The sequence below is a fragment of the Sutcliffiella horikoshii genome (assembly GCF_021991925.1).
Taxonomy (GTDB): domain Bacteria; phylum Bacillota; class Bacilli; order Bacillales; family Bacillaceae_I; genus Sutcliffiella_A; species Sutcliffiella_A horikoshii_F.
In genome coordinates this window covers 1-14863 of the sequence record NZ_RXZI01000005.1, presented here as the reverse complement: position 1 = coordinate 14863, position 14863 = coordinate 1, and the positions used below count along the sequence as shown (strand labels likewise).

The following is a 14863-nucleotide window of genomic DNA, read 5'->3' as shown; positions in this document are numbered from 1 at the left end:
TTGATCCTCCTCTAGAATACTTCCACTAAATTTAGCATTTCACCCGTAGATGGTATCAGTATTTGTTCTAATTGATATCCATATAAACACAATAGACCATTCGGGGAGAATTTTATCGGTTTATTTTCCATATCTTCATATAATACTTTTTTTGTCCCCTCTGCAACATCAACCTCTACAAATTGAAAGCCTCCCGCGTATACATCAATACTTCCCGCACTTATTGGCTCAAATGTAAAAAACCTTTCCGTCCCCACTACATAAGCCGAGTAAGGGATGAGGTAGTTGGAATACATGGTTAAAAGTGGTGCCTCATAAGAATAGACGCTTTCAAAGTCTGGAAGACGATAAAAGGTGTACAATCCAATATGCTCGTCTTTTACGTCTCCAACTGTAAATAACAGTTTATGATAGGACTGAAACGTTACTATTTTCTCCAAGATCTCTTTGGCTTCGTTCGTTGTAAGATTATATGAGAAAAAAGGTGCTTCCAATAGTGGCATTTCCTGATTCCAATTGATAAACCCCACTCTCTCTTCAGACAGCCATTGAACAAATGGGTCGTCCACATTCTTTTTTATCATATTTTGTGTAGGTACATCAAGAATATAGGTGTCATAGGACCAATCTTCTTTAAAGGAAGACACCAGCAGTTTTTCCCCTGTGTAAGGATCCCAAGAAGTAACTAGGTCAATGGAGTCAACAAAATTCCACCCCGCTATTAATTCTCCATTATCAGAAACGATACTTAATTTTCCTTCTGTATAAGATGGGGCAGAACGAATTAAAAATAGGTCAAAATCACTATTGGCAGTGACGGAAATAATGGTTTCCGCTGATTCGAAGAACAGCTCTGTTTCCCCACTCAATATATGGAAAGATAGCACTTTAGACCCTGTTCCATCATTTTCTATATATAATATTGTTTCATCATTCAGCCATTCAGCTACAGTACTGAATTGTTCAGCAGGTATCGAGAGCATTTCTAAAGTTTCATTATGAAGTATTAAAGGATTGAAAGGTTTAGGTTTCGCATGGTTAGATAGTAAAGGTGCATTGCTGACTTCCTTGGGGGTTGGAGGAGATTGACATCCAGACAACATACAAAGAACTATTGTAATAATAAATAAGACTCTTTTCATTGCACCCCTCCTTTTTCCCTATCTTACTAACGATTATGAGGGAGGAAAGGTTTCAATACAAGAGAAAAATATTTTTATTCCTAAAGTAATATTTACGAATTCTCGTGTTTATAAATACTCTATTTAATGTTAACCTAAAAAGATTTAGGTGATTCTGTCACGGGAAAAAGGGAGCCACTCAGCTATCTTATGCCATTGGTGGCCCACCGTTCAGCTTCTCCCGACGTTGTCGTTTCATTTTTTCCTAAATGGCAAGACTTCCTTATAGATATAAGGAAGCCAAGAAAATACCCAATGTTTTTGGGTAGATTGTATCATATTGCGATAATGGAAGAGGATTGATACCCTTTCCCAATTCAAGTGTAAATCCTGGTTTCCTAAACTCCTGTATGAACCAATCCTTAAATCCCGCATGGCTATCTACATATCGCACGCTCTTATACGTACTTACGTGCTCAAACTCGATCGCTATCCTCTCGCTATCAGGCGGTTCTAACCCTTCGTATCCCCAGTAGAATTCTTCTCCCTGTGTATGAACAGCAATTACCCTGTCAAAGTTCTCCTTTGCTGCAAGCTCCCTCATTGCTTGTGCCTCTGGCTCTGTCAAAGGGGAGTCTCCAGGGTAATCTCGTGGGGAAGGTACCTTTTCTTCCTTTCGGACTTTCTCCACCATCCAATTTGCAGGAAAGTGTTTGTTCAGGTCCACCCCTCTAATATTTGCTTTCCATCCCATGAAATCTGCTCGATCTTGATTGATCTTTTTTACCATTTGTTTGAAGGGCTTCAGATTAGGGGGCCCATTAAGCACCAGATCGACACCATCCGGATTGACCATTGGGACAATGGACAGCTCCGTCCCTTCATATAGTGGAAGGCATGGCAGCCCTCTCAGTGGAACACCATTAGTGAGGGCAAGTAGATAATCATTAAGGAGGTTCATAATTACAGCACTTGTTATCCATTCGTTGGCATGAAAGCTCCCGTTCCAATGAACTTTTTTGTTACCTTTTCCTATTCTCATGTGATGGATAGGCTTCCCCATCACGGATTGTCCAACAGAGGTACATTCCAGGAAGGGGTATACTTCTTTTAATTTGTTAAGATCATGTAGAAAAGTATCATAATCATATAACTTCTTTGGATTTACTATTGGCCTGCACACTTTTTCAGGAAGACAAATCACTTCTCCTGGTTTCAGTCGCGATGGATCTTTATCTTGATTCATCAAAAATATAAAGTCCATCGGGATTCTTTTTTGATGGATTATAGATGATAGGGTGTCACCATCTTTCATCTCATAAGTTGACTTGATATAACCTGGTATGAAAATTGTATCTCCTTTAGTAAGAAGGGATTCTGAAGGTAGATCTTTATTTGAATCCACAACCAATGAAAAGGGTATCTGGAATAATTGACTGAAATACCATAGAGTATCCCCTCTTCTGCTCACTACGTCCAACGTATACTCACCACCTAATAAACACGTCTATACCTAAAACTTATGGATGTTCATAAAGTTTTAGAACGCACTTAAAGCTGGTATGAAATCAAACAAAAAATGCTGCCACGAAGATTTAACCAATCTTCATGGCAGCATTATTTTAGTTATTCATCAAGCTTACTCTCATCTAGTTGAATGGATGTTCCATCATAAAAGCGCAGTAGGTCTCCGTATATAATCTTATCAGAGTACTGAAGCTCTTTCTTAGCTTTTTCCATATATGGTTCACATGCTTCTTGCTCTACTTCTTCTTCTGTTTCTTTATCATAACAAGCATTCTTGGTGTAAACCACTTCATCCGTAACAAAGCTTCCATCACGGAATACTACAAAGTCATTACGTTCTTCAGAGAATAAGTCCTCACCGAATTGTATATCGTTTTTCGTTTCCATACCAATTAAATGTTTGATGGTAGGCTTGAGGTCAATTTGACCTCCAACAGTATCAAATTCCTTAGGATTCTTATCCGTGACACCAGGGATATGAACAATCATAGGTACACGTTGTAGCTGTGCGTTATCAAAAGGAGTAACTTCTTTACCTAGATACTGGCCCATTGCTTCATTATGATTTTCTGAGATACCATAGTGGTCACCATACATAATGATGACGGAGTTCTCATATAAACCAGCTGCTTTCAACTCATCAAAGAAGGTTTTCAGTGATTCATCCATGTAACGAACAGTCGGGAAATAGCGATTTAACGTACGACTGTTGGAATCAAACTCATCAACGAATCTGTCTTCTTCATCCAATACGAATGGGAAGTGATTAGTCAATGTAATGAACTTAGCATAAAACGGTTGTTGAAGTTCCTTCATGTGAGGAACGGATTGTTTGAGGAATTCCTCATCTTTCAACCCCCAACCGACAGAGTTTTCTTCATTGACATCATAGCTCGCAATGTCAAAGAACTTTTCGTATCCTAATGAGTCATACATCACGTCACGGTTCCAGAAACTCTTGTTGTTTGCATGGAACACAACTGGAGTGTAACCTTTCTCCTGAATGGCATTAGGAGTTGCTGTGTGGAAATCATTTGTTCCATGTGTAAAGAAAACAGCACCCCTGCCAACAGGATATAAGGAGTTATCTAATAAGAATTCAGAGTCAGACGTCTTCCCTTGCCCTGTCTGGTGATAAAAATTGTTGAAATAATAACTTTGATCTTTTAACTCGTTCAAAAATGGAGTAATTGGTTCACCATTGATCTCATTATCAATGACAAAGCTTTGTAATGACTCCATTTTCACAATGATGATATTCTTTCCTTCTGCAACTCCATACAAGTCATCGTTCGGAGCTTTGTAATTGGCATTTATATAGTTTTGAACTTCTGCAAGCTCACTTCCATCTGCCATCGCACGCTGGGCGCGTGTCTTGGATTGAAGCACAGCATCATACACGTGATAGTTGTAAGTCCCTAAGTTTTTGACAAGGATCTCACGGTCAAAAGTACGTGTTAATAGCTGTGGTCTTTCCGTTTCTGCTAATCCCAAGTTAAACAGGAAGATACCAACAATGGAAAGGAAGTACATTTTACGTACTTTCGGTCTCCAGGTAGACATACTCACAAATTGTGGTGTCCATTTCGCTAAAGCAATCAGGATGACCACGTCCGTAAACATCAACAAGTCCATTGGAGTCATCAGTTCTGTGATACTTCCGCCAAGATCACTCATGTTTCCAGATTGGAAAAGCAACGGGATCGTGATGAAATCATTAAAGAAGCGGTAATAAACGGCGTTTGCATACAACACAAACGAAACGATGAAACTTGTGATGATCAAATATCGTTTCATACCCTTTTCCTTAAAGAATAGGGCTAAGCCGGCTATCAGTAAAATAAAACTTAACGGGTTAATAAATAGGATAAATTCTTGTTTAACGGATTCAATTGTAATATTAAAGCTTGTTTTATAAACAATGTAGGTTTTTACCCAAAGCAGTACAACTGCAATAAGAATAAAAGGCACTTTAGATTTAAAGGCTTGCTTCATCTTTTTAACCTCCTTAAAGCGAAAGACAGGGAAGCTCTTTATTTTATTATTGATAATAATTCTGATTAGATGTATCACTTACCAAAATTCAGCATGTAAAAATTTCGGCTACGACATATCTTAAAACTTTTTTTACAAAAAATCAATGGATAATTAATACTGCATTTACAGGGAAGAAGTAGAATAATAGTGTTGGGCTGGTTTTGCATCTATATATAATAGACGGAGTACAAGCAAAAAAGTTTCATGAAAAAGAGAAGTTATTGAATTCTAAATAGTCAAACAAAAGGAGGCTTCTGATTAAGAAGCCTCCTTTACGTACTATGCTTGCTTCTTTCTACATTTTTACCCATGTGGAAGCAAGAATAAACCATACACTTTTTTACAATTTCGTCTTTGCTAAATAGGCAGCACCAATCACACCAGCGTCATTTCCTAAAGTAGCTTCTGCAATTTTCACCCCAACCTTGGTTCTAGGGAAAAGATACTTCACAAAATGTTCACGAACTGGGTTCAATAGCTTATCCCCCGCTTTTGAAACCCCACCGCCGATGACGATCTTCTCCGGATTCATCGCATTAGCCAAGTTGGCAAGTGCCAGCCCTAAGTATGAAGCAACTTTGTTTACGACAAGTAAAGATACTTCTTCTCCGGAATCAGCTTGCTCGAAGATAACCTTTGCGGTCAATCCTTCTTGTTTAGCCACTTCTTCCAGCTTACTTCCCGGATTTTCCTCCATCGCTTCCTTTGCAAGCCGCACGATACCCGTAGCGGATGCAATCGTTTCCAGACAGCCCGTTTTACCACAGTTGCAAGGAGCACCACCTTCTGCAAGTACAGTAATGTGTCCGATTTCCCCACCGGCACCATTAATTCCGTGGACAATCTCTCCATTTGTGATGATACCTCCGCCAACTCCTGTTCCGAGCGTTACGCAAATAAGATCCTTGGACCCCTCACCTGCACCTTTCCACATTTCGCCAATAGCAGCAAGGTTCGCATCATTATCTACAACTACCGGTAGACCTGTTTCCACCTCGAGAAGATCTTTTAAAGGATAGTTCTCCCACCCTAAGTTAACGGCTTCATAGATTAAGCCCGTTGCCATATTCACTGGGCCCGGTGCACCCATTCCAAGCGCTTTCAATTTTGATTTGGATTCGCCAAGTTCCTCAAGTTTACTATCGATCGCTTTAGCTATATCGGTAGTGATATATTTTCCTTTCTCACTGATATTCGTTACGATTTCCCATTTATGGGCAATTTCGCCGTATTGAGTGATGAACGCCATTTTAATGGTTGTTCCACCAAGATCAACACCAACTAGCCATTTGTTTTCCATTTCCATTCACCTTTTCTTTATGTTAATTTTGACAGCTCTTGTCTTAGTATCATCATGGCAGACTGGAAGAGTGCGGCATCCAACATGCCTGATCGGTACAGTTCCCTTACCTCATCTTCCATCATTTCTATGTCCGCGACTTTGTCACCTGTGTAGATGAATGCACCATAGTTCTTCAGTAGCTGTCTTACATCATACATCGTTTTCATGAATTCACCTTTTCTATGGGCTCTTTTTTAAATAGACTGTTGCAAATCACTAGTAAAAAGTCGGCAATAGGACTTTTCACTGCTTACATACTCTAGATATGCATGTAGTAAATTTAGTATTGCAGGGAAAAGAGCACGACAGTAAATTGGGCAACAACGTTTACTAAAGTAGCCTTTCTATATTACTGCATTAAAGGATATGTACTTCATTTTTAGTATAAAGGAATCACTTGCAACGTCAAGCACGAAAATACGCAAAAAACGGGTGGGGAAATATCCCATCCGTTTTATGGCAACATTCTATAAAATTGATCTTATCTATCTGGGTCTTCGGGATGCAAAATCGTCGGCCTCCTGTTTTTCAACGGAATTGGGGAACGTATCAACACATCTCGGAATCCTCGGTAATTAAATGGTATAAATGGCCATAGGTATGGAACATTGTACGATTTCATCATCATCAGGAAAAGAACAAGGATAACCATTCCCACCATGAAGCCTATCACACCAAACATGAACGTCAACAACAGCATGACAATTCGAAACAGCCGGTTTGCCAAGCTAAGTTCATAGCTCGGTGTAGCGAATGTGCCGATGGCGGCTATTGCCAGGTAGAGAATGATTTCCGGGACAAACAGACCCACCTTTACTGCCACATCCCCAATAAGGATTGCGGCAACGAGTCCAAGGGCTGTACCCAAAGATGTCGGTGTATGAATGGCTGCCATCCTCAGCATATCTATCCCGACCTCAATAATGAGGATTTGGGCAATCAATGGAACCGCGCCAACTTCGCTGGGACCAATATACGACAATTGCTCCGGCAATAACTGTGTATTTGTAGCAAGCAAGTACCATAATGGCAAAATAAATATGGATGCCCATACAGCGAGGAATCTTACCAGCCTCAAGTAGGCTCCAACCACAGGTTTATTTCTGTACTCTTCCGCATGCTGCAGATGATGCCAAAATGTCGCCGGGGTTATAATGACACTTGGTGAATTGTCCACGATTACCAATACATGGCCTTCATATAAATGGGCTGCAGCCGTGTCCGGTCTTTCTGTGTATCTAACTGTTGGATACGGGTTCCAATGCCTGCCTCCGACAAATTCTTCTAACGTCTTCTCTGCCATTGGCAATCCGTCTGTATCAATCTTTTCAAGCGACGCTTTTATTTCCTCTACAAGATGTGGGTCTGCCAATTCATCGAGGTAACATAGACTTATATCCGTCTTTGACCTTCTTCCCACCTGCATATATTCCATTCTGAGTGAGCTGTCCCTCACTCTCCGGCGAATCAATGCACAGTTGAAAATCAACGTCTCGACGAACCCATCCCGTGACCCACGAACCACCCGTTCCATATCCGGCTCTTCAGGCCCACGAACAGGATACGTCCTCGAATCGATGATGACAGCTTCTTCCAGGCCCTCCACTATCATAACTGTAGGTCCAGCCAGCACCTGATCAACGACTTTTTCCAAATCGTCTGTTTTATCAATTTCGACATAAGGTATGTAAGTTTTTAACAGTTTATCAAGTGGTTTCTCCTCAAGGTCTTCCGGCAATAAGTCGGACAGGAATTTCATTAAGAACAACATGATATCATCTTTACCGAACCCGTCCACCAGGAACATGGCTATCCTTCTTCCAGCATAATGAAGGTCCAGGAAGATCAAATCAAAGCTCTTATCCACTGCCATTCTATCTTTTAAATACCCAACATCCTTTTCAAAATCTCCTGACATCTTCTTCGTCGGTTTATGCCAAGTCAAAGTTCCTTCCTCCTAAAGTGTGACCTAACTTAAAATCATCACCTTTTATCTTTTCATTTTTTGCCAATAGCCTTAAAATAATTCAAACTTCAGAAGGATTTCTTTGATTTCTCGAAAAAAGTAAAACCGGGCAAGAAAAAGCCGTCCTTTTTTATGAATTGAATAGTTGGTTTCAGTTAGATTCAGGGTTCCAGTCACAGATTCCGGGCTCCATTCATCTTCTATGAGTACCGCTTTTGCTATTATTTAATAAACAAGCACCATAAACGACTTCCCTGTTAAAAAGGAAGTCGTTTATGGTGCATTTAAAAACCGGTGACTCTAGTCACCCTCTACCATACGATTGATTTCGGTCTGTAAATTAATATAGTTCTCGCCTTTAGAATCAAGTTCCACTGCTTTGTTAATGGAGGAAGATGCTTTTTGTGTTTCATCAAGTTCCAAATAGACAAGGGCCAGGTTATAATATGCTTCATGAAATTCCGGAGCAATAGCAGTCAATCTTTCTAATTGTTCCCTAGCTTCCTCTATCCGACCTTCCTTTATATTAATAAAAGAAAGGTAGAAAAGTACTTCCGGGTATTCCTTTTCCTTGTCTTCCAGTTGGGTAAGCAGGCCGCGCGCCTCTTCAAAGTCTTCCTGCTGAATCATCGTTTCAGCTTGGGACAGTAGCAGGTTCGGGTTTTCGCTGTCATAGCCTTGGATGAGCAAAAAATATGTCAGTCCCACAGCAGCCCCAAGACCTAATACACGGGGAATTGTTTTTTTATGCTTAGGTAAGTGGACAACAGCTGAAGCTAAGAATCCGCCTATCAACCCACCAATATGTCCGGCATTATCAATTCCCGGGATGGTAAATCCGATAGCCAGGTTGATTCCGATCAGTACCAGGATGTTCATCCCCATCGTCCGGAAGAACAATTTTGGATACGTCATACCAACAAACAATAGAGCACCAAAACACCCGAAGATCGCGCCGGATGCTCCTGCAGAAAGGGACGATGTGAAAACAAAGCTTGCAAGGGAGCCCGCAAACCCCGCAAATAAATAGATAAGTAAGAATCGGGCATTTCCATAGATCCTCTCTACCGCACTCCCTAAATAAAATAAGGCCATCGTGTTCAGCAGAAGATGCAATACACCAATATGAAGCACAATCGGTGTGAAAAAGCGCCACCATTCCCCTTCTAAAATTGCTGGGTTATACTTGGCACCATATTGTACAAGTGTCTCTGGGTTCTGACTCCCACCGTTTGTTTCCAAGAGATAAAACATGACAAGATGCAAAAAGATGAAAAGATAAGTAAATAACGGTTTCCCATGTTGGAAGATGGATTGTTCCATCTTCACCCTTTGAGATGAAGCATTTAGGACGCTTTGCTTAAGATGATAAAGTCCTTGTTCCTCCATCACTAAGTCCTCTTTTACTTCCACCTCGTCCCCCGTAATATTGGAAATTTCATTTAATGCTCGATGTAGGTTCCCTTCATGCACCACTATGGAATGAAGCTCCGCCTTATTTTTAATAAAAGGCTCTTCGATTCTGAACTCCCAATCGTCTACTGGCGGATAAGAGGAGACATATATATTAAGCGCGTGCAGACTGCGCTTTCGTAACTGATTTTTAAAATTCACCACATGATGGGAGGCATTTTCTATATCGCGCTGAAGCCATGTGCTCCAATCCAGATCATGCCGATAAAGCCGGATAATCGGTGCTTTCTTGTGGTTCAACCCTTCTAACCAAACCTCCATTTGATCTGGTGATATATGTAATATTCGATACTCCTTTTTTATCACAAAGTGTTGTACGAGTTGCCAAAATACTATATCCTGTTTCAAATCCCCACCTCCTCGTTCCTTTATTTTATATGGTAGGTAAGGAAAAGTAAAAATATAACTAAAGCCTTTTATCTGAAAATCATTTATTGGATTCGAAAACGGCCCGCTATCACAGACATTGATTTGGAAAGGGCACTCAATTTTTTTCCGATGCCATTCGTGTACTCCAGCTGAATCACCTGATTTTCACTTGCTATAAGCATCTCTTCTGAACTAGCGGAGGTTTCCTGAGATACTGACAGCAAACTATCCGCTGCTGCTTCTAAATTAGGCAGGAACTCTTTCCACCCATCCAAATCAGAATTTATGTTGGATAATTTAAAACTAACGTTTTCCATTTCCAACATCAGCTCATCGAATGTGGTTTTTGAATGCTGTACAGCATATAGATTATCCTTTATTTTTGTATGCATGTTTTCAAATTCCTTCACCGCATCTGTGGTTACAAACTCCATATGCTCTAAGGAACTGGTGATTTCTTCTGTAGCTGTCGCTGATTGGTCCGCCAGATTGCGCACCTCATTTGCCACCACCGCAAAGCCCCTTCCTGCCTCTCCTGCACGAGCCGCTTCAATGGTAGCATTCAAAGCCAATAATTTAGTCTGATCTGCAATCCCTTTAATCAACCCCACAAGCCCTGTAATGGAAGCGGAGTAATCTTTTACATTTTTTACTGTGTTGGATAATTGTTCAAAATCCTGGCCTATTTGATGCATGGTGAAAGTCAAGGTATGCATATGTTCTTTTCCTAGCTTCGCTGAATTAGTCATACTTTTGGAGCTTGAAAAAACGTTATGTATATTGTTTTGCATATCTTCTATCAATTCTTTCATCTCTTTAAAACTATGTACGCTCACTTCCGAACTCGCTGCTGTCTGCATTGCTCCTTCTTTTACGAGATTTATGGATGAGATGAGTTGGTGATTGGAAGCCATGGAATCGTCAGAAGAGAGTCCGAGCTGGACTCCTGTCTCTTCGAGTTCTTTTGTCGTTAACTTTATTTCATTCAAGACTTGGGTCATATTCATTATCATGGAATTGTAACTCTTATTTAACGATACAATTTCTGGGATGGTTGTGTTGATGCCCGATGAAAACTTCAAGTTCCCTTCTCTGCCTTCCCGCATTGCTCCCCGTAAAAGGGACAGGGATTTGGTAAGGGAACGAACGAATAATATACTAATAATCGCAAAGATAACGACACTGACGACCACTACGACCAATGTAAAATAACCCATTTCATGTACTTGGCTCAAAAATGACTTGGTAGGTACAATAAGGGCATATATTCCATCAAGCTCTTTCATTTCTCTAAAGGTGATGGTATACTCCACCCCATCCAATGTATGAATGATAACCCCGCTTTTCTCTTGCACCATGTCCTCTATTATCGTTCTATTCAATTCCGGTATGTTGCCTTGACTGACTTTAAACGGCTGAATCTCATTCTCTTTCATATAAAAGAAATCCGTGATAATTCCGTCACCTGCCAGCTTTTCTTTTTGAGAACGGATATTTACTTCTAGCTGCTGCATAAAATATGCTTCATCGCTAATATATGTGAACTTTAAGTTTTCAGCTATGTAGCCCATAAGCTCCACTTCTCTTACTAACCGATTCTCTATACTATCGATCGTCATCTCTTTAGCCTTCATGTAAGAACTGAGACCTACGACCGTTATAGATACCAAAAGCAGCGTAGTAAATAAAAGGAACAGTCTTGTTCCTAGGTTAATTTTTTCTAGCATTTGTGAAATTTTTCTAAGAGAATTACTTTTAAAACTCTTTAATCGCTTCATCGTTTTGCTTCCTCCCGCTGTACAAATAAATTCATCAGACTAAATTATAGAGGAAGAATATTAATACAATGTAAAAAATATGTAATTTTAACGTATGAATAAGGGCAAAAGAAAAACCGCCAGATATAACTGGCGGTTCATCCACGGAAAACGGTCTGTAAAAAGCGATCTCGGACAAATGGTAAGTCCATACCAAATGCCACCACAAATCTTCTTATGCTACTGATACCCAAAATGTAATTCAGGATTTTATAGCGATTATTATAAATCGCATATGTACCTACAATGATAAATAACATTCTTAGTAAGAATCCCATCTTCATCCCTCCTATCCTTATTTTGCATAGAAATGAAAAAAACATGCCTCCTAGGAGACATGTTTTTAGATATATTTTTAGGACTAGTATTACATCACTGTCGCTTGCAATAACGGCATCGCTTTTCCTGTAGCGAAAATCAACAGCTGATAAGGATAATCAAAATACTTTATCCTTTATTTCTTTAAGCACCTTTACTGAGTGGCGGAACTGCTCGCTCTCTTTTTCATTCAAATCAAGTTCGAGGATCTCTCTAATTCCATTTCGGTTTACTATCGCCGGCACCCCGATATAAATATCCTCACTATCATATTCTCCATTCAGAAAAGCAGAAACCGTCAAAATGGAATTTTCGTTTTGAAGAATTGCCTTTGTCAGCCTTACAAGTCCCATGGCAATTCCATAATAGGTAGCACCTTTTCTCTCTATTATATGATAAGCAGCATCTCTTACACTTACAAACAATTCATTCAAATCTTCTTCTTTATATTTTTCCTGTTTTGCCATCAATTCCAGGATCGGTTTGCCACCGATATCCGCCTTGCTCCATACCGGTAATTCCGTATCCCCGTGTTCACCAATGATATAGGCGTGAACATTTCGTGCATCCACTTGAAAATAATCTCCAAGCACATATCGGAATCTTGCTGTATCAAGGATGGTACCTGAGCCGATCACCCGCTCTTTTGGCAGGCCAGAAAATTTCCAAGTGGCATAGGTCAAGATATCAACCGGATTTGTCGCCACAAGGAAAATGCCATCAAACCCGTTACCCATCACTTTATCTACAATGCTTTTAAATATTTTTGTATTTTTTTCTACTAGATCTAATCTTGTTTCACCAGGCTTTTGATTGGCACCTGCACATATCACCACAATGTCTGCATTTTGACAATCCTTATAATCGCCATACCAAATTCTTGTTGGAGTTGGTGCAAATGCAATTCCATGATTAAGATCCATTGCATCGCCTTCAGATTTCTCTTTATTTAAATCAATTAAAACGAGCTCTTCTGTCACCCCTTGATTCAATAAGGCAAATGCATAACTTGACCCGACAAACCCTGTTCCTATTAGAGCAACACGACTAATTCCGTTTCTCATGGTATCTCCTCTTTTCACCTTGGTTACTATTACATTTTCAGTATAGCAGAAAAGTTTGTGAAATAGTGAGCAATATTCATCTATTTTGTTAACGAACGAAAAAGCTTAGAAACATCATCAATATGCTTGCGAGTAGGATCGACGAAATATTCACTACATCATTATTTACAAAAGACACACCTTTTACTAGTATGGTCGGCTGAAGGCAGTGAATCTTTTTTTCCACCAGCTTCCCGCACTCTTTACATCGATAAGCTGACTGGACAGTCGCTCCCAATATCGTATCGATGAAACAGCCTACCACTCCAAAAATAATGATCCAGAAGATGGCCATTGTGGTAATCCCGTCCCACAAAAAATAGGATGCAATAGCAATCAAGGACGCCCCAGCAATAGCGGCAAGGGTACCTAAAGAGGATATGGCACCGGAAGTTCCAGGCTCCACTTTTTCCAATCGCAAGATAGAGAACGGCTGTTTTCTGCTTAGCGTCCCTATTTCTGATGCCCATGTATCAGAATTTGCAACCGCAATGGACACTACAAACCCATATGTCCAATATTCTGCCGGGAAGAAATACGCCATCATCCCTATAAGTGCAGGCACACCACCGTTAGCCAGTACCTGAACCATGTCACGGCGCGAACCTTTCTCATGCATATCTTCCATGTTCTCTTTTTTCTTTCGATTGTATTTACTCCAGTAGCTGGAGGTGACAAAGAACAGCCCTATCAATAGAAGTCCGTATCCTTGAAAGCCCATGGCAATGAAGATCCCAACTAAGAAAGTTCCAATCGCACCTGAGAAAGTCAATGCTTTCCACGTAAATCCAATCCAAGCCAATACTACAATTCCGACTATTAATACAATGTCATTCTCTAACAGTGCAGTCATACTCATCCTCGTTTGTCACGATTTTATGTACAGGGATATCATAACTATCTCTAGGGACTTTTTTTACTAATTGTTGTGAAAATGCCAAAGATACCTTAACGCCTGTAAAATCTACTAAATAACGATCATAATAGCCACCACCAAAGCCGATCCTATAGCCCTCTTTATCAAAAAGCAATCCTGGAACCAGCATCAAGTCGATGGATTCCTTTGGGCAGGCACTGACTTCTGACAATATTGGCTCTTTCAAACCGTAATAAACAGTTTCCAGCTGCTTAAAGTCATCCAGATAATAGAATCCCATCCTTTTGTCCTTTGGAAAACATTTTGGCACGACCACTTTCTTTCCCTCATGCCAAGCTCGGATGATGATGGATTCTGTATTCACTTCGGGGAAGCGCGAAATGGTAACACCGATCGTTTCGGCTTCTTTCCATTCTATTGAAGCAAAAAGCTTTTCTTGGATCTCTTTACACCACTTTCCATAACTTAATCGGTCTACCCCAACCAACATAGCTTTCATTTCTTCCCTTAATTGACCCTTATCATTCACTTTTATTCACTCCTAACAAACCATCTCTCCTACTACCATATCAAATAACCAATGGAAGACAACAGAGAGTTATACAAAAAACAATTATTAAATGGAAATTCCCTCTGTTGTCTGGAGGGCAGGGTGTGAGACTCCAGCGGGAGGTAGCGGTAGCTTGAGACCCCGCAACGAAGTGAGGAGGCTCAAGCACTCGCCCCGCGGAAAGCGAACACCCGGAACGGAAGACAACAGAGAGTTATAAAAAACAATTATTAAATGGAAATTCCCTCTGTTGTCTGGAGGGCAGGGTGTGAGACTCCAGCGGGAGGTAGCGGTAGCTTGAGACCCCGCAACGAAGTGAGGAGGCTCAAGCACTCGCCCCGCGGAAAGCGAACACCCGGAACG

At 40.4% G+C, this 14863-nt stretch carries 12 protein-coding genes; all 12 read right to left on the bottom strand.

Going from position 1 to position 14863, the window contains the following annotated elements; translation table 11 throughout:
- Positions 1–11: 11 nt before the first annotated feature.
- The 12 genes from EKQ44_RS13635 to EKQ44_RS13580 all read right to left on the bottom strand — a co-directional run bounded on the left by EKQ44_RS13635 (position 12) and on the right by EKQ44_RS13580 (position 14479).
- The gene (locus tag EKQ44_RS13635; RefSeq protein ID WP_237664107.1) at positions 12–1142 is read right to left on the bottom strand and encodes a YqgU-like beta propeller domain-containing protein; all 1131 of its coding nucleotides are present in this window, start codon (positions 1140–1142) and stop codon (positions 12–14) included.
- Between the two features lie 262 nt (positions 1143–1404).
- On the bottom strand, positions 1405–2601 hold the full coding sequence (locus EKQ44_RS13630) for a M14 family metallopeptidase (RefSeq protein WP_237664106.1): 1197 nt from the start codon (positions 2599–2601) through the stop codon (positions 1405–1407).
- 146 nt (positions 2602–2747) lie between these two features.
- Positions 2748–4643 carry an LTA synthase family protein gene (locus EKQ44_RS13625; RefSeq protein WP_237664105.1) on the bottom strand — a complete coding sequence of 632 codons (1896 nt, stop codon included), beginning with the start codon at positions 4641–4643 and terminating at the stop codon, positions 2748–2750.
- Positions 4644–5025: 382 nt separating this feature from the next.
- Positions 5026–5985 carry an ROK family glucokinase gene (locus tag EKQ44_RS13620; protein WP_237664104.1) on the bottom strand — a complete coding sequence of 320 codons (960 nt, stop codon included), beginning with the start codon at positions 5983–5985 and terminating at the stop codon, positions 5026–5028.
- Between the two features lie 17 nt (positions 5986–6002).
- Positions 6003–6194 carry a YqgQ family protein gene (locus EKQ44_RS13615; RefSeq protein WP_237664103.1) on the bottom strand — a complete coding sequence of 64 codons (192 nt, stop codon included), beginning with the start codon at positions 6192–6194 and terminating at the stop codon, positions 6003–6005.
- A gap of 314 nt (positions 6195–6508) precedes the next feature.
- A complete protein-coding gene (locus tag EKQ44_RS13610) occupies positions 6509–7945 on the bottom strand; it encodes a spore germination protein (RefSeq protein WP_237664334.1) in 1437 nt (478 codons plus the stop codon).
- Between the two features lie 348 nt (positions 7946–8293).
- Positions 8294–9814 (bottom strand): rhomboid family protein, encoded by a 1521-nt coding sequence (locus EKQ44_RS13605; RefSeq protein WP_237664102.1) that lies wholly within the window; start codon positions 9812–9814, stop codon positions 8294–8296.
- Positions 9815–9897: 83 nt separating this feature from the next.
- Positions 9898–11613 (bottom strand): methyl-accepting chemotaxis protein, encoded by a 1716-nt coding sequence (locus EKQ44_RS13600; RefSeq protein ID WP_237664101.1) that lies wholly within the window; start codon positions 11611–11613, stop codon positions 9898–9900.
- A gap of 137 nt (positions 11614–11750) precedes the next feature.
- The gene (locus tag EKQ44_RS13595; protein WP_237664100.1) at positions 11751–11930 is read right to left on the bottom strand and encodes a hypothetical protein; all 180 of its coding nucleotides are present in this window, start codon (positions 11928–11930) and stop codon (positions 11751–11753) included.
- Positions 11931–12089: 159 nt separating this feature from the next.
- On the bottom strand, positions 12090–13034 hold the full coding sequence (locus EKQ44_RS13590) for an L-lactate dehydrogenase (protein ID WP_237664099.1): 945 nt from the start codon (positions 13032–13034) through the stop codon (positions 12090–12092).
- Positions 13035–13122: 88 nt separating this feature from the next.
- Entirely contained in the window at positions 13123–13926 is an 804-nt protein-coding gene (locus EKQ44_RS13585) for a DUF92 domain-containing protein (protein WP_237664098.1), read from the bottom strand.
- Positions 13904–14479, bottom strand: coding sequence for a 5-formyltetrahydrofolate cyclo-ligase (locus EKQ44_RS13580; protein ID WP_237664097.1), 576 nt, complete (start codon positions 14477–14479; stop codon positions 13904–13906). Before EKQ44_RS13580 ends, EKQ44_RS13585 begins: the two co-directional genes overlap by 23 nt.
- Positions 14480–14863: the final 384 nt, after the last annotated feature.

Coding starts and splice junctions, on each gene's coding strand:
- EKQ44_RS13635 (WP_237664107.1), bottom strand. CDS start 1,142: ATGAAAAGAGTCTTATTTATTATTACAATAGTTCTTTGTATGTTGTCT.
- EKQ44_RS13625 (WP_237664105.1), bottom strand. CDS start 4,643: ATGAAGCAAGCCTTTAAATCTAAAGTGCCTTTTATTCTTATTGCAGTT.
- EKQ44_RS13620 (WP_237664104.1), bottom strand. CDS start 5,985: ATGGAAAACAAATGGCTAGTTGGTGTTGATCTTGGTGGAACAACCATT.
- EKQ44_RS13615 (WP_237664103.1), bottom strand. CDS start 6,194: ATGAAAACGATGTATGATGTAAGACAGCTACTGAAGAACTATGGTGCA.
- EKQ44_RS13610 (WP_237664334.1), bottom strand. CDS start 7,945: ATGTCAGGAGATTTTGAAAAGGATGTTGGGTATTTAAAAGATAGAATG.
- EKQ44_RS13600 (WP_237664101.1), bottom strand. CDS start 11,613: ATGAAGCGATTAAAGAGTTTTAAAAGTAATTCTCTTAGAAAAATTTCA.
- EKQ44_RS13595 (WP_237664100.1), bottom strand. CDS start 11,930: ATGGGATTCTTACTAAGAATGTTATTTATCATTGTAGGTACATATGCG.
- EKQ44_RS13590 (WP_237664099.1), bottom strand. CDS start 13,034: ATGAGAAACGGAATTAGTCGTGTTGCTCTAATAGGAACAGGGTTTGTC.
- EKQ44_RS13585 (WP_237664098.1), bottom strand. CDS start 13,926: ATGACTGCACTGTTAGAGAATGACATTGTATTAATAGTCGGAATTGTA.